Raw genomic sequence first — 19187 nt, 5'->3', positions numbered from 1 at the left:
CGTCCGCTGCGCTTCCGAAGCAGTAGGACTGCGTCCTGCTGCTGGGCCTTCGCTTCGCTCTGGCCCAGGGAGACGGGTCCGCTACGCTCCCCCGTCTCAACAGTCCTTCCGGCTGCGCCTCCAGGACCGTCTGGCCCGCTATCGCGGTCCTGGCTGGCTAGAGGGTGGGGGCGGCTGCGGGCGGCCAAGGTGATGCAGCATGTAGAGTTGGTAGAAGAGAGGGATACCCCTTCTGGTGTCGTGTGTGGAGGGTGGGGGCTCTGTGGGTAATGCAAGGGCTTATCCGGTCTATCAGGGCGGGGATGTGGCGGCGGTGATCGCCGTGGCCGTGTCTCTGGTGAGGTGTGGGGAGCTGTGGGAGGGGGCGAGTGTCGACCTGGATGCCGAGTTGCTTCGGGTGGAGGACGTCGTGAGGGCCCGCGAGGTGTTCCCGCAGGGCTGGTTCTCGGGAGGCGGCGAGCATTTCTGTGGGGTAGATCTTCCGGATGACGCCCCGGTGCTGGCTCGCCTGCTGCCGATGACGCTCTCGGTCGTGGAGCCGGTGGAGGGTGATCTGCTGGGCAGAGCACCGGAGGTGCTGCGTCAGGCCGGGTGGGGGCAGATCGCGTGGATGGCACTCAGTTGGCCGGCAGTGCCCGAACTCGGCCTCGGTCCGGAACATGCGCGGACCGGGGTACAAGCGTGCTTCGGGATGGACGCCAACCATGAGCCGGCCCCGGCAACACCGTGTACGTCCACGTCCGGCCCGGGGAGGACGAACGGGCGCAGCACCTTGCCCGGATGATCGGATACGGCGTCATAGGGCCCAGCGAGCACGGCTGGTGACGGGCGGCTGGATAAGGAACGGGGTCTGAGCGGTAGGGCGGCCCGTCCGCAGTGTGCTGAGGACGGGCAGGAGAGGGTGGGTGGCTGTGTCGGAAAACGCCGGAGTCTCGTACGAGGGCTGCTCGATCTATGTGGATGCCGCGGATAGCTCGATGGTCATCACCTGGCTGAAGGAGCGTCTCGGCGCCGGTGGGGAGGGCCGCGGCCTGGTGGTGGGGCCGCTGGGGGTGAGCAGTGCTTGCAATGACTACTCCACGGGCAGGAAGGCGCACCCTTTCGAGTTCCTTGAGTGGCCCACGGTGGTGGAGTGCGAAGCGGTTGCGAGGGCGGCGCCCGGTGCGATGGTGGCCGCGGTCACGGCTGTGCTGGAGACGCTGTGGCGTGGAGGGTGGAACGCTGTGGCGGCGTGCGACTTCGAGGACGAGCTGCCGGCTCACGGGGGCAGGGATCGCTACCCCCTGCCGTCCCCCTCGGGGAGCCTGCCGCATGCAAGAACGGGCCGATGGCGAAGCCTGCTGGCGCGCGGTGGGAAGAGGAAAAGGAAATCGGTGTGATTCAGCTCCGAAAACACCAGGTGGACCAGAAAGCGGCTTTTAGAAAATGGGTGGGATTTCCTGCAAGGTCATTTGTGCCCGCTGAAGGGGCCCGGGCCCTGGGGGTGTCTGCGACCGGGTCCGGGAAGACGATCACGGCCGCCGCGAGCGCTCTGGAATGCTTCCCAGGCGGACGGATCCTCGTCATGGTGCCCACCTTGGATCTGATCGTGCAGAGCGCCCAGTCCTGGCGCCGAGTCGGGCACCGCGCGCCCATGATCGCGGTCTGCTCCGTGGACAAGGACGAGGTCCTGGAGCAGCTTGGGGTGCGCACCACGACCAATCCGATCCAGCTCGCGCTGTGGGCGGCGTCCGGACCGGTGGTCGTCTTCGCCACGTACGCCTCCCTGGTGGACCGCGAGGACCCGGAGGACCCTTCGGGCCGGCGGACGGTGCGGGGGCCGCTTGAGGCCGCCCTGGCGGGCGGAGAGCGGCTGTACGGCCAGGGGATGGCACCGTTCGACCTGGCCATTCTGGACGAGGCGCACATGACGGCCGGGGACATGGGCCGGCCGTGGGCAGCGATCCACGACAACGCCCGCATCCCCATCGACTTCCGGCTCTACCTGACCGCCACCCCCCGCATCCTCGCCGCACCCAGCCCGCAGCGTGGCCAGGACGGACGAGAGCTGGTGATCGCATCGATGCAGGACGACAGCGCCACCTACGGCACCAGGATCTTCGACCTCGGGCTGGCGGAGGCGGTGGAACGCTCGATCCTTGCGGGCTTCGAGATCGATGTGCTGGAGATCCGGGACCCCGACCCGGTCCTGGGGTTGTCGGAGGACGCGCTGCGCGGCCGGCGGCTCGCGCTGCTCCAGGCCGCGCTGCTGGAACACGCGGCGCAGATGAACCTGCACACCGTCATGACCTTCCACCAGCGGGTCGAGGAAGCCCGCGCGTTCGCCGAGCAGATGCCGGCGACCGCCGCCGAGCTGTATGCCGCTCAGGCCTCCGCGGCGGCGCTGGCCGAGGCGGAGGAGCTGCCCGCGTCGTCGATCGACGCGCGGCTGTACGAGCTCGAGGACGGGCGCCACGTGCCCCCGGAGCGGGTGTGGGCGGACTGGCTGTGCGGGGATCACCCCGTCGCACACCGGCGTGCCGTGATCCAGCGGTTCGCCAACGGCATCAACGCCCAGAACCGGCGCGTACACCGGGCGTTCCTCGCATCGGTACGGGCCCTGGGCGTCGGCGTCGACATCACCGGACTGCGCGGGGTGGAGGCGGTGTGCATCGTCGGTTCCCGCAGCTCCCAGGTCGACGTCGTGCAGAACATCGGGCGGGCGCTGCGCCCGAATCCGGACGGCACGGTGAAGACGGCGCGGATCATCATCCCGGTCTTACTGCAGCACGGGGAGGACCCGAAGGACATGGTCGCCTCCGCCAGCTACCAGCCCCTCGTCGACATCCTCCAGGCGCTGCGCTCGCACTCCGAGCGCATGGTCGACCAGCTCGCCTCCCGTGCCCTGACCCGCGGCACCGAGCGCCGGCGCCTCCACGTCCGCCCCGCCCCCGCAGCGGGAACCGAAGGCGGTGACGGTGATGAGACCAGCCAGGCGCAGCAGGAGGTCGACCGGGTCACCTCGATCGTGGTCAACTTCGCCCAGCCCCGTGACGCCGCCGACATCGCCGCCCTCACCCGCTGCCGCGTCATCCGCCCCCAGTCCCTGGTCTGGCTCGAGGGCTACCAAGCCCTGGTCCGGTGGCGTACCGAGAACGGCATCACCGGCCTGCACGCCGTCCCCTATGACGTCGAGACCGAGGTCGGCACGACCAAGGACTATCCCCTTGGCCGGTGGGTGCATCAACAGCGAAAAGCGCTGCGCGCCGGCGAACTCGACTCCCACCGCAAAGAGCTCCTCGACGACGCCGGGATGGTGTGGGAACCCGGCGACGAGGCGTGGGAGAACAAACTCGCCGCACTCCGCTCCTACCACCGTGCGCATGGGCACCTCGCACCCCGCCAGGACGCGATGTGGGGCGAAGGCGAGGCAGACGGAGAGCAGCTGGCCATCGGACAGCTGCTCGCCAACCTCCGCCGCGAGGGCGGCCTCGGCAAAGACCCGGAACGAGCCGCCACACGCGCGGCACAGCTCACCGCCATCGATGAAGACTGGAACTGCCCCTGGCCCCTCGACTGGCAACGCCACTACCGCCACCTCGCCCACCTCGCGCAGGACGAACCCGGCGGCCACCTGCCCGACATCGCACCCGGCGTACTCATGGACGGCGACGACATCGGGCGATGGCTCCAGCAGCAGCGCAAGCCAGGCACCTGGAAACTGCTGTCCACCGAACAACAGGAACGACTGACCACGCTGGGCATGCAGCCCGACCAGGCCCCGTCTCCCGCCCCGGCGGCACCCCGTGCGGCGGGGAAGGGCCCGAGCAAGGCGCAGCAGGCATTCCAGCGCGGCCTAGCAGCCCTGGCCCAGTGGGTCGAACGGGAGGGCGCCCACCGGCCAGTGCCCCGCGGCCACGCCGAAGAGATCGCAGTCGACGGTGAAGCAGACCCGGTGATCATCAAGCTAGGCGTATGGATCTCCAACACCAAGAGCCGACGCGACAAACTCGACGAGGGGCAGCGCGCCGCCCTCGCAAAGCTAGGCATGCAGTGGGCATGAGATGTCATTTCGGCCGTCGTTGAGCTGGGAGGTCAGTAAAGAGGAGACCTGGAACGTCGTGGCACCGGGGCCTTCGCCTTGCCTTTCGACACCGAATACGTGCAACGCGGACTCTGCTGCACCCACGGTGTTGCGCGCTGTGCGGCCCCGCGTCTGTGGGGGAACAGACTTCACTGCAAAGCGAAGGGCGCTGGGCCAAGCCCTGCAACGCCGACCTCGGTGTGGCCGCTTGTCGCCATGAATTCGCTCTCACGGCCATCGGGCAGGCGGAGCACTCCCGGGTCCGCGTCAAAGAGGTCCACGCAGCTTCCTGGATCTGCCAGTGTGATGCTGCCGGCCCAGGTGCTGTCCCGGTCCGACTCCCGGTTGTCGCTCCGGCGCGGGTCGTAGCGCAGAACGAGGGACGCGGTGACCGCGACTTCGCGACCGTCAGGCATGACAACAACAGCAGGGCCCGCATAGCGCTGACGGCCATCGCCCGGGTGGAAGGGCGCTCGAGGATCCATGCCGGGAGGCTAGCGCGCAGCACGTGCACCTTCTACGCCCCCCGGCAGTCGCTCAGGCGCCAGACTGCTCGGGCCAGGTAGTTGGCAGCGTCTCGCGGGTCAGGCATGCGCCACGTCTGGGGAGCGAGGCGGTGGATGCTCCACGGTCCAGCGACGCCCGATGTTCAGGCTGGGCGGGAAAGCGGCGTACTTCAAGATGTACTGAGGAGCGGAATGTGTCTGCCCCTCCCAAGGCTTGGGCTGACTTGGGCTGTTCGGCTTCCAATGCTTCCAGGGATCGTGCTGCGGGTGGTGGATCACGAACTGGTCAGCCACGTCGTACGCCACCTCCACAAGTGCGAAGCCGATGGCGCCCTCGGCGTGCATCAGGTGGTCTACGTGCTTAGAGGTCCTAACAAAGGCGTTGGACGTGTCGGTGGGTGATGAGGCAGGTGGCGAGGCCGAGGAAGGCTTCGTGGATGTCGTCGCGTCGTTCCCAGCGGACGCGTAGACGCCGGAAGCCGTGCAGCCAGGCAATCGTGCGTTCGACGACCCACCGGTGGACGCCGAGGCCGGAGCCGTGCGGGACTCCGCGTCTGGCGATCATCGGCTTGATGCCCTGGGCGCAGACCAGGCGGCGGTACTTGTCGTGGTCGTAGCCCCGGTCGGCCAGCAGCACGTCCGGTCGCCGCCTCGGTCGTCCGACCAGGCCGGCGACGGACGGGATCTTCGCGAGCAGGGGCATCAGCTGGGTGACGTCGTTGCGATTGCCGCCGGTCAGCGACACGGCGAGCGGGATGCCTTGGCCATCGACGATGAGGTGGTGCTTGCTGCCCGGCCGTGCTCGGTCGACCGGGCTGGGACCGCTTTTGGGCCCCGCCGAGCGGCCCTGACGTGGGAGGAGTCGATCACCGCCCGCGACCAATCCAGCTTCTTCGCGACCCGCAGCTTCTTCAGCAGCACCAGGTGCAACTGGTCCCAGACACCGGCCTCGTTCCACGCGGCCAGACGCCGCCAGCAGGTCATTCCGGACCCGAAGCCCAGTTCCTGAGGCAGGTACTCCCACTGGATCCCGGTATGCAGGACGAACAGGATCCCGCACAGGGCCTGCCGGTCCGGCACCCGCGGCCTACCCTCCACCTGCTTCGGTGCCGGCTCAGGCAGCAACGGCTCGATCAGCGACCACAGTTCATCCGACACGATCCACGGCCGCGACTGACGCTTCCCCACGACCAGACCAACGACCATCCGAACCGAAAGTCACATGATCATCAACTTCTGTTAGGGCCTCTAAGCACTCCCGCGGTCGCCGGCCCCGCATCGTCTTCGTCGAGCCGGCCGAGACCCAGGTCCGCCTCCTCACCCCGGCGCAGAGCCGCGAACCTCGACGGCACGCTCAACGTGATCGCCGCCGATCCGGGCGCGGGGAAGGCCCACGCCACGGCGTCCGCGCTGCGCGACTACCAGCACGAGGGGATCCGGGTCGTGTTCTACGCGACCGCGCTCGGCAGCATCCTGATCGTCACCTACGTCGAGGTCGACTGAGCGGACCGCTGGCGCACCGCCAAGAATTCCGCCGTGTCCCTTGTGGTGCTCGAGTGGCAACGGTTGGCGGCGTCCTCGTGGCAGATCTCACGGCCCTCGGCGAGGACCTGGTCGACGGCACGGTTCGCCGGCGCGGAGCTGAAGGCGGCACCGGCGCCGCTGCCCAGCACACCGCCGGGCCCCTTCGGCGGCCTGTCCCGGGCCCCGGCCGACGAGATCCTGCGCATCGTCGAGCGGGTCACCAAGGGCCAGCCGAACCCGGGGCGCCGGCGGACAGCCGTCCGGCGGGTCTTCTCCGTCCTGGAGGAGATGCCGGGCGACACATGGCAGGAAAGGTGGCAGGCCAGCGGATTCGACGACGAAGGCGCCGAGTCGGTACGCGTCCTGACGCGCGAGGGAGACCGCCGTGACAGCGCAGATCTGATCGCCGGCCTCAAGCTGGCGTTCTGCCTGCGGGTCATCCAGCCGTCGATCTCCGGCTTCCGCGCGAACAATCTGGACTACCCGCAGAGATTCCGCGAACTCCAGCCCGATTCGCTGCTGGAGAAGTTCTTCGCCGCGGCCGACGCGTTCGACGTTCACCACTGACCGCGTGCGGGTGAACTTCGACCTGACAGCCGCCCTGACCACGGGTGGCATCGCGCTGGAGGACCTGACGTCATCGGCGCTGCTGCACTTCGGCATGGAGTTCAAGCGGCTCGGAGTGACCCACGGCAGCAAGGCGGGGGCGACCCGGTTCGCGGGCTTGGGCACCTGGCAGGTGCTGCACACCATGGGCCACTTCCCGCCCGGCACCCCGCCGACCCTGCGGGCCTACGTCTATCGCGGCCAGCTCACCGTCGCCCAGCTCGTCAACCGCTACCCCATCCAGCACCAGGGCGTCCGCCAGCTGCTGATCGACTACCTGCTCCGGCGCCGGGGCGGAACCGACTACACCACCCACAGCTCAGAGTCTGCAGAACCAGACCACTCACTGCGACCCCATTTCTCAGCGCCCTCCACCCTCAGGCCCACCCATCCGGGTGAAGTGCAGAGAAGAACGCAGCCGTGCATGCCGCGCATGATCTGCTTGAGTACGAGCCCCACTCTGGCATTGCGCGTTGTCCAGCAGCTCACTCCGCCGGCTGCTAGGCCGTGTATCAAAAGTGGATCTTGAGCGACGAATGATCACGGTTCATGGGGCGGGGAGATCTCACGGACGAGCAGTGGGCGGCGCTGGAACCGTGGTTGCCGAGGGGGGACGAAGGCGGGGCGGCCGCCCACCTGGCCTCGGCGTCAGCTGATCGACGGCATACGGTTCCGGGTCCGGACCGGTGTCCCGTGGCGGGACGTGCCTGTCGAGTACGGGCCGTGGGGCCGGGTCTACGACCTGTTCCGCCGGTGGCAACGGGACGGTACCTGGCACCGACTCCTCACCCTGCTCCAGTCCCTGGCCGATGCGAAAGGCGGAATCACATGGGAGCTAAGCGTCGACTCCACGGTGTGTCGTGCCCATCAGCATGCGGCCGGGGCCCGGAAGCGGGGTGACCTGCAGAAAGAACCGCCGGGGGGCGTGATCACCGAGCCTCTTGATCACGGTCTGGGCCGCTCGCGCGGCGGGTTCACCACCAAGCTGCACCTGGCTGTCGAGCAGGGCCAGAAGCCCATGTCGATAGCGGTGACGGCAGGGCAGCGCGGCGACTCGCCTCAGTTCGAACCGGTGTTGGAGAAGGTCCGCGTGCCCCGCCTCGGGCCGGGCCGACCGCGCGTCCGTCCCCATCGGGTGCGTGCTGACAAGGCGTACGCCTCCCGTAAGAACCGCGCCTACCTGCGCCGTCGTGGGATCCGCTGCACCATCCCCGACAAGGCCGACCAGGCACGCAACCGCCAGAAGAGAGGCTCCCGCGGTGGCCGGCCACCGCAATTCGACCCGGTCGACTACCGTGAGCGTCACGCGGTCGAGTGCGGCATCAACCGCCTCAAGCGCCACCGGGCAGTGGCCACCCGCTACGACAAGCTCGCGGTCCGCTTTGAAGCCACAGTCCTCGTCGCGGCCATCAACGAGTGGTTGTGATCAGTACACGTCTCTACAGCTCGTAGTCCTGGGCCAGCTCCTCCCAGCGAATACTGCGAAGCGCCAGGTCAGCATCCTCACCAGCCGGTACCTCCGGTGCCGACTGGAACCAGGCGACGACGAGGGTCCAACCGTCCATTGCTGGGTCGAGCGCCGTGGAGCCGAAGACACCGATGCAAGCCACGGAAGGCAGCACCTCAACGGGACCGAAGGCGCCGGCGGTCTCCTCCGGGTACTCACGGGAGGGCGCAACGAGATGGACCGGCGTGGAGGGAAACGCGCGTTCGGCCTGCCGCTGGAGCCAACTGACCTTCAGGTCGTTGATGCGCTTGCACGGGTAGCCCTCCAGCATCCCGCCGTGGGTCGAAGACATCCGCAGCTCGGTGAGCCGGATCGAACGGCCGGACGAGACGACTATGTGACCCAGTGACATGCCGACACTCTATGCGCACGATTCACTTCCGATACACGCCCTAGAGCAGCACAAGGGGTAGCCGCCGGTCCGCGAGTACCTGGTGCGCTTCGACGATGCTCGCAGGGCGAGAATGCTTCTCCTGGCCGATCTCATTCCGCCGCACTCGGGAGGCTTCCAGCGCGTGCTCATGAACCCACGATGCGTGTTTTGGACGACAACCGCAGATGAACCCGCTCCGGTCGGCAAGGGCACGAACCGTTAGGCACTGACCGAAGGCTCCCGCCGGGACGGGCCGTCCAGAGCACGCAGCGCACGATCACGATCCTCAGCCGAAAAGCGATCAAGCAGGGCCACGGGCCTGCCCAGTGCCAGCGGTCATGCACTTCCTCAGGATCTCCATGATCAGCGTCACGTAAGTCCCCACCTGGGTTGGGCCATGACGGGCCGCCCGACGGCTGAGCGTGCGGCTGGTCCGGTCGGTCAAGGGCGCCTTCGGCGGCGCTCCGCGCTGGCCTTGGGCCAACCCTGGACAGCCCTGACCAGCCTGAACGACGGTCTGGCTATCGGGTAGCCCGGGAACCTCTGGCGCCCTGGCGATCCCGACGCACGGTCATCGCCCCCATGGACACGGAGGTCGCGACGTCACCGTCCCCCTGGCCCAATACGTGACGTTCTGGGTGGGGAATTGGCTGACCGTCGACACCCAACTCGTCCGCGCCCGGCGTCACCAATCCCCCGCCAGGTCGAGATCGTACTCGGGCGCCCCTTCGGGAACCTGCGACACAACTCGCCACCAAGCATCCGCGGGCACCTTCTCTGCAGGCTCGAACGGCTCACCAGGACGAGGGAACGCCACCGCTTGCCCCGCCTCCTCCGCCGCGTCCCTTGTCCACTCCCCCGGCTCTGCCCACGCATGCGGAGCCAGGTTGAAACTGCCCCAGTGGATCGGCAGCATCACACCAGCCGGAGCACCTCCTTACAGGTCAAGGTGGGCCTGAACTCCCTGCGCAGGCGTCATGTGAATATCTGGCCACCCACCCGGCAGCGGCGTATAGTCCGTGTGGTTCTTGAGCAATATGCCACTCTATCAAGTCGCCAGCTCCAAAAGCAATCAGAAGATCACTGCGCCGCATGGGCCTAGTAAATCCACCTGCCCCCGCCCTGCACAACACAGAACCCCGGAACAATCAGCAGACTTATCGTTCGGCATCACATCGAAACCCGAGGAAACCTCTTTGTGAAGCCGTCAATATAGGCAAGGCGCCTGGGCAGCAGAGTGAGATTTTCTCCCGATTCGACTTTCTCCATGATATGCCCGAGCATCGCGTATCCCTTTTCAATCTCACCCGACAGCGCAAAAAGCAGGGGAAGCCTCTCTTCGCGATGACGGGGAGCCATAGGTAGGCCCTTTTCGAAAAGGTCAGCGACAGGAGCCAGCGTGGAGTGCCCTTCAAGGAACGGAAGGGCCTTCAGGCGCACCGCCTCCAAGAGCTTCACGACTCCATCACCGATCGGCTTATCCGTGCCGAAATCGACCTCAAACCAGTGTGCAGGCGTTTCAAGATACCCGACGTTCACTTGAACGGTTACCGGTTGCTCGATTGAATCGCCACACCATTCAGATATCAGACTCTCCACTTCATCACACACTAGGGCCACGGAAACATTGATCCACAAGGTGTCGCGAGTCTTCTTCGTGGCGTCGGCAAACGCCACAAATCCACTGACATCATCGCCCAACTGAGTGCGATACTGCTGCCGCCTCGCAATCTTTTCAAGACCAAGCTCCTGCATAGACGATCGCAGCCGGGCATAAACGTCACGCTTGATTTCACTTGTAACCATGCGACGCATCTTACCCATGTCAGATGCAGCCGTCCACGGTCACGCGGATTCAGATAATGGAGCGAGGCGACCCAGCGGCCGACTGCCGCGGAGTCGCCCCGCCCGCAAGGACCAGTAATTCATGTTCTAATACTTAATGATATTGATGACGAACTCTTCCGGGGACAGCCAATTTCCCGCCATCGAACCGGCACCTGACCCATATGGAATCCCACCCACTTGCATGAGCGCGTCGTCCATCCGCCGCTGACGCCACCCGTACCCAGCCCTGCGGCCGTTCTTGACCTCATGAAAGAAAAGCACGCCATCCTTCTCTGTGACCAGATCGAACTTGCGGTAGCTCCCCTTGCTCCCCCGAACCAAGCCAGGCAGCTGAATGTGGAACTCCTTGCCGAGGACTCTATGTCCCGCTGCAGTGAGTTCCTTTTCTGCCCGGCTGACGCCCTTCTTGCCGATCATGCTCGGCTCGGCTCCGTTGACTGGCCCGCAACCAGCGTTGTGGACCAATACGTCAGTCGCACCGACCTCGACGTAGTACGTGTGAAGTTCGTCAACGGTGAGGTTGTAGACAGTCGTGGACGTGGCACGAGTCGAGGTCGCGGTGATTTGGATCCAGGTGCCGGCGCTGGTCTGGAGCAACTGACCTGAATTGAGGTCACCCGCCTCTGCCCACTGACCGAGTTCAGGAGTCCAGAAGGGGTGGCCATCTGTGGCGGTCAGCTTGTTAGTGCTTCCTGCGGTGCCGTCACTGTCTACAGCGATGTCGACCAGTTGTTTCTCGCCCACGCTCTGAATGAGTGCCATCACAGCGCGGGGGCCGGTTTCGCCTGTTTCGGGGTCGGTGGCGAGGACTCGGTCGCCGACGTGGATGTCCTTGATGGGTTTGTGGGTGCCGTCGGCCATCAGGATCGGGGTGTCGCCGGTGAAGCTGTTGACGCCCACCTTGCAGCCCGTCGCGGCCTTCTTGCCCCACTTGAGCATGCTGCCGAGTCCGCCGAGCATCCCCATGCCGCAGCCTTGGACGGCGGCGCTGCCGACCTGGCCCCAGTTGACCTTCTTGCCGGAGAGGCGCTGGAGGCCCCAGTCCATGAAGGCTTCGCCGATGGCGCCACCGATGCAGCCGACGAGGAGGGGGTTGTTGCCCGAGGGGTCGGTGTAGGTGGTGGGGCTGCTGAGGGCGTACTGGTAGAGGTTGACGCCGCCGGCGTGGCCGATGGGGTCCTGGCTGATGAAGCGGCCGGTTTCGGGGTGGTAGTAGCGGTTGCGGTAGTGGAGGAGGCCGGTGCCCTTGTCCTCTTCTCGGCCGGTGAAGGTGTAGGGGTTCGTCGAGGCCGTGCCGGTGGCCGTGGGCTGGCCGTAGGGGTCGTAGGTGTAGCGGGTGGCTACCGTGCCGTCGGCGTTCGCCAGGCCGACGACGGTGCCGAGGGCATCGGTGAGGTAGGCCTGGGTCTTGCCGTTCTCCGTGCGCAGGAGGTACTCGTCCAGGCCCGACGCCGTGACCGTGGCCGTCGTTTCGCCTGCTGCGTTCTGTTCGACTGCAGGGTTGGAGGCGTCGGTGAGGAGCTTCGTCGTCGTGCCGGCCAGCGTCTTGCTCGCGCGGGTACCGAGGGGGTCGTAACCGAAGGTGCCCAGGGTCGTGCCGCCGACTGTCTTAGAGGCCCTAACAGAAGTTGATGATCATGTGACTTTCGGTTCGGATGGTCGTTGGTCTGGTCGTGGGGAAGCGTCAGTCGCGGCCGTGGATCGTGTCGGATGAACTGTGGTCGCTGATCGAGCCGTTGCTGCCTGAGCCGGCACCGAAGCAGGTGGAGGGTAGGCCGCGGGTGCCGGACCGGCAGGCCCTGTGCGGGATCCTGTTCGTCCTGCATACCGGGATCCAGTGGGAGTACCTGCCTCAGGAACTGGGCTTCGGGTCCGGAATGACCTGCTGGCGGCGTCTGGCCGCGTGGAACGAGGCCGGTGTCTGGGACCAGTTGCACCTGGTGCTGCTGAAGAAGCTGCGGGTCGCGAAGAAGCTGGATTGGTCGCGGGCGGTGATCGACTCCTCCCACGTCAGGGCCGCTCGGCGGGGCCCAAAAGCGGTCCCAGCCCGGTCGACCGAGCACGGCCGGGCAGCAAGCACCACCTCATCGTCGATGGCCAAGGCATCCCGCTCGCCGTGTCGCTGACCGGCGGCAATCGCAACGACGTCACCCAGCTGATGCCCCTGCTCGCGAAGATCCCGTCCGTCGCCGGCCTGGTCGGACGACCGAGGCGGCGACCGGACGTGCTGCTGGCCGACCGGGGCTACGACCACGACAAGTACCGCCGCCTGGTCTGCGCCCAGGGCATCAAGCCGATGATCGCCAGACGCGGAGTCCCGCACGGCTCCGGCCTCGGCGTCCACCGGTGGGTCGTCGAACGCACGATTGCCTGGCTGCACGGCTTCCGGCGTCTACGCGTCCGCTGGGAACGACGCGACGACATCCACGAAGCCTTCCTCGGCCTCGCCACCTGCCTCATCACCCACCGACACGTCCAACGCCTTTGTTAGGACCTCTTAGTGCCTGTCAGCTGGCCGCGGCTGTTCCAGTTGTAGGTGTTGTTGCCGTCGTCGGTGAGCTGGCCTTCGTTGTCGTAGGTGAAGGTGCGGCCGTTGAAGGTGGTGAGGCGGTTGTCCTTGCCGAAGACGCTTCCGGATTCGGCGGCGGGCAGAGCGATGCTCGCCAGGGTGCCGTAGTTCCGGATGGTCTGGTCGTTGGCGTCGCGGTTGTACGTGAGGGTGCCGACCGAGGCGGTGCCCTGCGCGTAAGCGATGGACTTGATGGCGCCGGCGGTCCCGTACGTTGTCGTGCGTACCATGCCGCCGGGGTAGGTGGCGGTCTGTTCGCGGCCTGCGGGGTCGAGGCCGAAGGTGACCTGTTGGGCGCCGGTCTTGACGCTGGTCAGGATGCTCGACCTGTCGTAGCCGTACGTCGTGGTCACGCCGCCGGCGGTCGTGGTCGTGCGGCGGTCGGCGGTGTCGTAGTCGTAGCCGACGGTGCCCGTCGGGCCGGTGACCGACTTGGTGCGGTCGTAGACGTCGTAGGTGAACGACTGTGTTCCCGCGGCAGTGTCGGTGATCTTTGCCGGCAGGTCGTACGTGTCGTACTCGTAGGTGACCTGCGACTCGGGCTGACCTGCGAGGTCGATGTTGTACTTCGTGCTTTTCGCCCGGCCGAGCAGGTCGTAGTCGGCGGTGGCGATGCGGCCCATGCGGTCGGTGACCTTGGAGACCTGACCGGCCGGGTGGTATTCGAAGCCGGCGTTGGAGCCGTAGGGGTCGGTCGCCGTCTTGGGCCGGTCGGCCTGGTCGTACGTCCAGGTGGTGCTGTTGCCGCGGGCGTCGGTCAGGGTGGTGAGGTTGCCGTTTTCGTCGTAGGCGAAGCTCACGGCCTGACCGAGTGGATCGGTGGCCTTGCGGGCCTGGTTGAGCACGTCGTAGATGACGGTGCTGGCCGAGCCGTTGTTGTCGACCATGACGGTGGATCGGCCGGCGGCGTCGGGGAACCGGCTGCTGACGCGGCCCTCGGGGTCCTTGACCGAGGTCAGGTCGCCGTAGCGGTAGTTGTACGTCGTCACGGCGCCGTCGGGCGCGGTGATCGACTTGACCTGGCCGTCGGGCTCGAAGTCGTATCGGGTGACGCGGCCCTCGGGATCGGTCACCGTGTCGAGGTTTCCGGCCGCGTCGTACGCCAGCGACGTCACGTTGCCGAGCGGGTCGGTGATCTTGGTGGGCTGGTCGAACGGGCCATCGAAGACGGTGGTGCCCGAGGTGCGGGCGTTCGTGGTGCCGGCGCGTTCGGTGGTGGAGGTGACGTAGCCGTTCGTGTCGTAGGTCAGGTCGGTGCGCCGGCCGTAGGGGTCGGTGACCGACTTGATCCGGTGGTTGGCCGCGTCGCGGGTGTAGGTGGTGGCCCTCGCCAAAGTGCTGCCGTAGGCCTGGGTCTCCTTGACGCCGTATCCATTGGCGTCGAAATCGACGCGGCGGACGGCTCCGCCCGGCTCGGTGACGTTGGTGGCGGTCGGCTTCAGCTCCGCGTTGAGGCTGTACGCGAAGGTGTACTTCTGGCCTTCGGTGAGGGTCTGTTCCTTCACCCGGCCGTAGCCGTCGAAGACGTTGGTCATGTAGACGATGCCGCGGGCGTCCGTGGCCTTCCACACCCGGTTCGACGAACCGTCGTACTCGTAGCGGGAGACCTTTCCGGCCGGATCCGTCACCGTCTCCAGCCGGCCCAGAGTGTCGTACGTATAGGAAGTCGTTCGGCCGATGTTGTCCTTCGCGCCGGTGATGCGGTGCTGGGTGTCGTAAGTGAAGGAGACCCACCGTCCGCCGGGCGTGGTGACCTGGGTGATGTCGCCCTTCTTGCCGCCGAGCCGGTCGATCTTGATGGTGTTGCCGTGCCGGTCGCGGATCTTGGACAGCGGCGCGTACTGCGGGTACGTCCACACGGTGCCGTCGCGGAAGCGGAGCTCCCACTCGGAGTTCGCGTTGACGATCTTGGAGCCTTCGAACGCACCCGGCCCGACGGGCTCGAAAACGGCGTCGGTCCAACTGGTGCCCGGGGAGGTGCGGACGAAGTGGACCTTGCCGCCGCCGGGGAGGTAGAGGTCGACCTCCTTGTACTGCTCCTTGGAGTGCAGGAAGGAGTTGTAGATCAGGTCGCGTCCGATACCGAAGGCGCGCTTGTCGGTGTCGCCCTGCCAGTAGGTGCGGGTGACTTCCGCGTTGCCGCGCGGGTCGGAAACCGCCAGGTCCGTGCGGGAGTCGGTCAGGTAGCCGGTCGAGAGCTCGACGGGGTCACCGGAGAGCCAGTCGAGGGCGTCCTGGAGCCAGCCGGTCGCCCAGCCGAGCCAGCCGTCGGTGTTGAACATGGCGCCGTGGAAGGCCCAGACGCGGGTCTTCGCGTCGGGCATGACCTGGCGGCCGTCGGGAGTGACGGTGCCGTGGCCGTAGACGTACCAGCCCTTCTTCTTCGGGTCGTAGTCCAGGAACTCCACACGCGTCCCGGGGGCTTCGCGGGTGTAGTTCGGGTAGACGATCTGCGCGCCCTTGGGGAAGACGTACGTGCCGCCGGGCTGAACGGTGAAGTAGACCGGGATCACGCTGTTCTTCGGCAGCGGGAACGGGGGCCGGTCGATCGGGATCGCGGTGATCCCGAGCTCGGTGACCGGCTTGCCCTTGTCGTCGCGGACGACCGAGCCCTTCGGGATGCGGACCTCAAGGCCCGGAATCTGCGGGGTCTTCAGGATGACGTCGGTCTTCGCCGGGGCGTCGAACCTGACGGTGTGCTTGGTGTCCAGCGGGGTCATCCACACCGGGAAGCCGAGGTCGACGGCTCGGCCGGCCTTCGGCTGGATGCGGATGTCGAACCGGCCGTAGGAGCGGTCCTTGGTGTTCGCGCTCTTGCCGTCGACGATCAGGGTGGTCGCCTCCGGGCTGATGCCCGCCAGGAGGAACCGGCCCTGGGCGTCGGTGCGGGAAGTCTTGCCGCCTGCGGTGACCGTGACGTTCGGCAGGGGTTTGCCGTCCAGCTTCAGCACACGGCCGGTCAGAGCCGTCGACTTGGGCGGCGCCCGCAGCGCGGCCGGGCCCTTCGGGGCGTCGGCGCCGCGCTCGGTGATCCAGTCGCGGCCGGAGAGGTTCGCCTTGCCCGGCTGCCAGGCGTCCGCACCCGACGGCACCACACCATCGGTCTTCGCGGGGGCCGGGGCCTGCTTGGCCTTCTCCGCCTCGGCCGTCTTCTCAGCGGTGGTGGCAGAGCTCTTCGCCGGGGCCGGGGCGGCGAGTGCGGTCGGGGTGGTGGTCAGGCCGATGTTCCAGGTGCCGGTCTTCTGCGACCACGGTTCGACGAGGACCGTGTAGGTGCCGGTGGCCGGCAGCGCGGGCAGGTCGGTGTAGAGGGTGGTTTCCGACATGGAGCGCTTGGAGACCATGTGCGTCCCGTTGGGGGCGACGACCGTGAGCGACCAGTAGTACGGCGGAGCGTCCAGCACGAGCCGCAGCTTCTGGCCAGCGGTGCCGGCGAAGGTGTAGTGCGCGTTCTGCTCCGCGGTCGTGATTGCTGCCGGGCGCTTCGCGCCGCCGATGGTCAGCGCGCCCCCGTTCGCGTCCCGTATCAGCGTGGTGGTCACTGCGCCGGTCTTGGGGTCGTCCGGCTGGATGATGATCTTGTGGGTGCCCGCCGGAAGCGGGGCGAGGAAGTCGGCGAATCCGGTGTCGGACGTCAGCGAGGCACGGTAGTTCTCCGCCGTCGTGCCCGGCGCGACGACCACGACACGGGCGTTGCCGAGGGTGTTGCCGGAGAACGCGGCCATGGCGCCATCGCCGGCCACCGCGTCGAAGGTGAACTCCAACTGCTGTCCGGGACGTGTGGCCGTGCCGGTCTTCGGGGTCGTTCCCGTCAGGGCCCCGGCCACGACCGGCTTCGACAGCCACAGCGTCGCGTTGCCGCTGCCCGCGTCTGCAGGGGTGAGGACCAGCGTGTAGGCGGCGCCGGAGGTCAGGCCCTTGAGGTAGAAGACCTCGTCGGCGTTGGAGTAGACGGTGCCGACGTAGTCCCCGCTGCCTCCGGACGGCCCGTATAGGCGCGCCGTGACCGGCTTGCCGAACGTGACCCCGGTCAGCGCGAACCCGAGCGCCCCGCCCGCCGGAGCGGTGAACGCCACGCGGGCCCGCTGCCCGGGCCGGGCCAGCGCGACCGGCACGGATGCGCCGTCGACCGTCAGGTTGGCCCGCACGTCGGCCGAGAGCGACAGGGACAAGGAACCGGTGCCGCCCTCGTTGGGGTCGATGACCACGCGATACGTTCCGGTCGCGGGCATGGCCGGGAGCTCCAGGGTCTCCGCGCGGCCAGCGCTGAGGGTGAACTGGCTGCCGACCCTCGTGCCGGACGGGGCGAACACTTCCACGACCGAGTAGACGGTGAGCGTGTTCGTGGGAATGGCCAGGGACAGCGTGTCGCCTGCCGTTGCCTGGAAGGTCGATTCCGCGTTCTGCCCGAACCGGCCGATCGTGACGGAGACCGCGGAACCCGTCGTCGACAGCGCGGCCGCGTTCACCGACTTCGACAGCGTCAGCGCGATCGTGCCGGACTGGGCCGCGGGCGGCTCCACGCGGACGGTGTAAGTGCCGGCCGTCGGCAGCACCGGGATGTCGAAGTCATCGCTGTCGGCCGCCGAGACCGTCTGGTAACCCAGCTCGGTTCCGTCCGGGCGGTACACCTTCACCGTGGTGTAGGAGGTGAATCCGGTGGAGGTCATGCCGAGCTGGAAGCGCTCGCCGGCCTGCCCGGTGAAACGCGCCAGGCCGTTCTGGCCCGCACGGGACAGATTCATCGTCACCGCCGGCCCGACCGGGTCCAGCGTGCCAGCGTCCAGATGGCGCGAGCCGGTCACCTTCACGGTGCCCGTGCCGGCGTCGACCGGGTCGATCCGCAGCGTGTACGTACCCGACTTCGCCAGCGCGTCGACGTCCACGTCAACCGTGCCGCCCGCGCTCGCGTACTGCGTGTCCACCTCGGCGCCATCCGGGCCGAACAGCCGCACGTTCGCCGACTTCGCCAGGGCAGCGGCGTCGACCGCCAGGCTCACCGCCTGGCCCAGCGACGCGTCGAACGTCAGCTTCCCGTCCTGACCCGCCCGAGACATCGCCACGTCCACGGCCGCCCCGGCCAGATCCAGCGCCGACGAAACCGGGTTCGACACGGTCACCGTCATCGCGCCGATGTTGCTGCTGCCCGGGTCCAGGATCAGCGAGTACCGGCCGCCCAGCGGCAGACCGTTCACCTCACCGTCCTCCGCGGCGTCCGTGATGTAGAACGAGCTGCCGACCTGGTTGCCCTCAGGGTCGTACAGCCGGCCCGTCACGCCGCTGTTGAACGTCGAACCGGTGAACCCGAAGTCGATGTCGTCGCCCTGGTTCGCGTCGAACAGCACCTGCGCCTTGTTGCCCGGCGTCGTCACCGACACCGACGGCGGGGTGGTGTCCGTCACCGAGGTCGTCTCGGAGGTCTCGATCTGCCCCTCACCAGACCCGTACAGCACCCGGTAGTTCACCGGCGACACCGCCCGGCCGTCCCGGGTCACCACCTCCACCTCGCCGTTGGACGCGCCCTGAGGCACCGTCACCGTCAACGACGAAGCGGTGACCGCCTTCACCTGGGCCACCAGCCCGCCGCCGAACCGCACGACATTGTCGGCGGCACCGGACGCGAAGCCCGAACCGGTCAGCACCACATCCGAACCGGCGTAGCCGGAGTCCGGCTCGATCTTCGTGATCACCGGGGCCGGCGCGGCCGGAGTGAACGTTTCCGCCGACTCGACAGTCGACGCCCCCACGGTCACCGACACCTTGCCCGCCGGAGCCCCCGCGGGGACCTTCACCACCAGGCGATGCGCGGTCGCCGAAACGACCTCGGCGGACACCGTGCCGAACTTCACCGAGTTCGACGCAGCAGTCGTGGAGAACCCGGTGCCCGACAGCGTCACCGTCGCACCCTCCGCCGCACGCACCGGCACCAGCGACAGCACCGACAACGACGACGACACGAACCGGTCGATCGCCAGCCGGTTCCCCGCCGCGTCATACCGGTAACGGGCCGTCTCACCATCAGGGTCGGTGACCCCCACCATGCGGCCGGCCGCGTCGTACGCGTACACCGCATCGTCGGTCGTCGGCGCAGCAGCAGCCTCGGCCGCCGTCTTGGCCAACTGCTTGCTTGGACCCGCCTTCGGCTTCGGCACAGCCGACGGCGACACCGACGGCGAGGGAGAAGACGACGA

Annotated in this window: 12 protein-coding genes and 3 pseudogenes; 8 read left to right on the top strand and 7 right to left on the bottom strand. The window is 67.5% G+C overall.

Features of this window, described 5'->3' with window-relative positions:
• Nucleotides 1-262 precede the first annotated feature (262 nt).
• The 3 genes from ACNJ93_RS33785 to ACNJ93_RS33775 all read left to right on the top strand — a co-directional run bounded on the left by ACNJ93_RS33785 (nt 263) and on the right by ACNJ93_RS33775 (nt 4042).
• The gene (locus ACNJ93_RS33785) at nt 263-784 is read left to right on the top strand and encodes a hypothetical protein (protein ID WP_418955194.1); all 522 of its coding nucleotides are present in this window, start codon (nt 263-265) and stop codon (nt 782-784) included.
• 121 nt (nt 785-905) lie between these two features.
• Nucleotides 906-1379 (top strand): hypothetical protein, encoded by a 474-nt coding sequence (locus ACNJ93_RS33780; protein ID WP_418955195.1) that lies wholly within the window; start codon nt 906-908, stop codon nt 1377-1379.
• The gene (locus ACNJ93_RS33775) at nt 1328-4042 is read left to right on the top strand and encodes a Helicase associated domain protein (protein ID WP_418955196.1); all 2715 of its coding nucleotides are present in this window, start codon (nt 1328-1330) and stop codon (nt 4040-4042) included. The genes ACNJ93_RS33780 and ACNJ93_RS33775 overlap by 52 nt, the downstream gene beginning before the upstream one ends.
• A gap of 897 nt (nt 4043-4939) precedes the next feature.
• Here the strand turns inward: ACNJ93_RS33775 and ACNJ93_RS33770 are convergent.
• Nucleotides 4940-5775, bottom strand: a protein-coding gene (locus ACNJ93_RS33770; protein WP_418961265.1) for an IS5 family transposase whose coding sequence is annotated in 2 segments (ribosomal slippage) — nt 4940-5425 and nt 5428-5775 — 834 coding nt in all. Because the reading frame shifts where the segments join, the coding sequence is not laid out codon by codon here.
• Between the two features lie 153 nt (nt 5776-5928).
• Here ACNJ93_RS33770 and ACNJ93_RS33765 point away from each other — a divergent pair.
• From ACNJ93_RS33765 to ACNJ93_RS33750, 4 genes are all read left to right on the top strand, one after another.
• On the top strand, nt 5929-6072 hold the full coding sequence (locus ACNJ93_RS33765) for a hypothetical protein (protein WP_418961264.1): 144 nt from the start codon (nt 5929-5931) through the stop codon (nt 6070-6072).
• Nucleotides 6073-6105: 33 nt separating this feature from the next.
• Complete coding sequence (locus ACNJ93_RS33760; RefSeq protein ID WP_418961263.1) at nt 6106-6660, top strand: hypothetical protein; 555 nt, start codon at nt 6106-6108, stop codon at nt 6658-6660.
• A gap of 10 nt (nt 6661-6670) precedes the next feature.
• Nucleotides 6671-7228 carry a hypothetical protein gene (locus tag ACNJ93_RS33755; protein ID WP_418961262.1) on the top strand — a complete coding sequence of 186 codons (558 nt, stop codon included), beginning with the start codon at nt 6671-6673 and terminating at the stop codon, nt 7226-7228.
• Nucleotides 7229-7248: 20 nt separating this feature from the next.
• Nucleotides 7249-8125 (top strand): IS5 family transposase gene (locus tag ACNJ93_RS33750; RefSeq protein WP_418961261.1). Its coding sequence is split into 2 segments (ribosomal slippage): nt 7249-7310 and nt 7309-8125, totalling 879 coding nucleotides; the frame shifts between segments, so codons are not numbered across the junction.
• Between the two features lie 13 nt (nt 8126-8138).
• Here ACNJ93_RS33750 and ACNJ93_RS33745 read toward each other — a convergent pair.
• From ACNJ93_RS33745 to ACNJ93_RS33725, 5 genes and pseudogenes are all read right to left on the bottom strand, one after another.
• Nucleotides 8139-8558: a hypothetical protein gene (locus ACNJ93_RS33745; RefSeq protein ID WP_418961260.1), complete on the bottom strand. Its 420-nt coding sequence runs from the start codon at nt 8556-8558 to the stop codon at nt 8139-8141.
• A gap of 706 nt (nt 8559-9264) precedes the next feature.
• Nucleotides 9265-9588: pseudogene (locus ACNJ93_RS33740) on the bottom strand (MBL fold metallo-hydrolase); the annotation flags it as partial.
• A 161-nt stretch (nt 9589-9749) separates the two neighbouring features.
• On the bottom strand, nt 9750-10385 hold the full coding sequence (locus ACNJ93_RS33735; protein ID WP_418961259.1) for a hypothetical protein: 636 nt from the start codon (nt 10383-10385) through the stop codon (nt 9750-9752).
• A 126-nt stretch (nt 10386-10511) separates the two neighbouring features.
• Nucleotides 10512-11474 (bottom strand): polymorphic toxin-type HINT domain-containing protein, encoded by a 963-nt coding sequence (locus tag ACNJ93_RS33730; protein ID WP_418961258.1) that lies wholly within the window; start codon nt 11472-11474, stop codon nt 10512-10514.
• Between the two features lie 63 nt (nt 11475-11537).
• A pseudogene (locus tag ACNJ93_RS33725) lies at nt 11538-11792 on the bottom strand (RHS repeat-associated core domain-containing protein); the annotation flags it as partial.
• Nucleotides 11793-12082: 290 nt separating this feature from the next.
• On the opposite strand from ACNJ93_RS33725, the pseudogene ACNJ93_RS33720 reads away from it, so the two are divergent.
• Nucleotides 12083-12918: pseudogene (locus ACNJ93_RS33720) on the top strand (IS5 family transposase).
• Here ACNJ93_RS33720 and ACNJ93_RS33715 read toward each other — a convergent pair.
• Complete coding sequence (locus tag ACNJ93_RS33715; RefSeq protein WP_418961257.1) at nt 12915-19115, bottom strand: IPT/TIG domain-containing protein; 6201 nt, start codon at nt 19113-19115, stop codon at nt 12915-12917. The pseudogene ACNJ93_RS33720 and the gene ACNJ93_RS33715 sit on opposite strands and share 4 nt — an antisense overlap.
• Between the last annotated feature and the right edge of the window lie 72 nt (nt 19116-19187).

The organism is Streptomyces tritici (assembly GCF_048500665.1).
Lineage (GTDB): Bacteria > Actinomycetota > Actinomycetes > Streptomycetales > Streptomycetaceae > Streptomyces > Streptomyces tritici.
The sequence above is the reverse complement of the archived record's forward strand: the minus strand, read 5'-3'. Positions and strand labels throughout refer to the sequence as shown.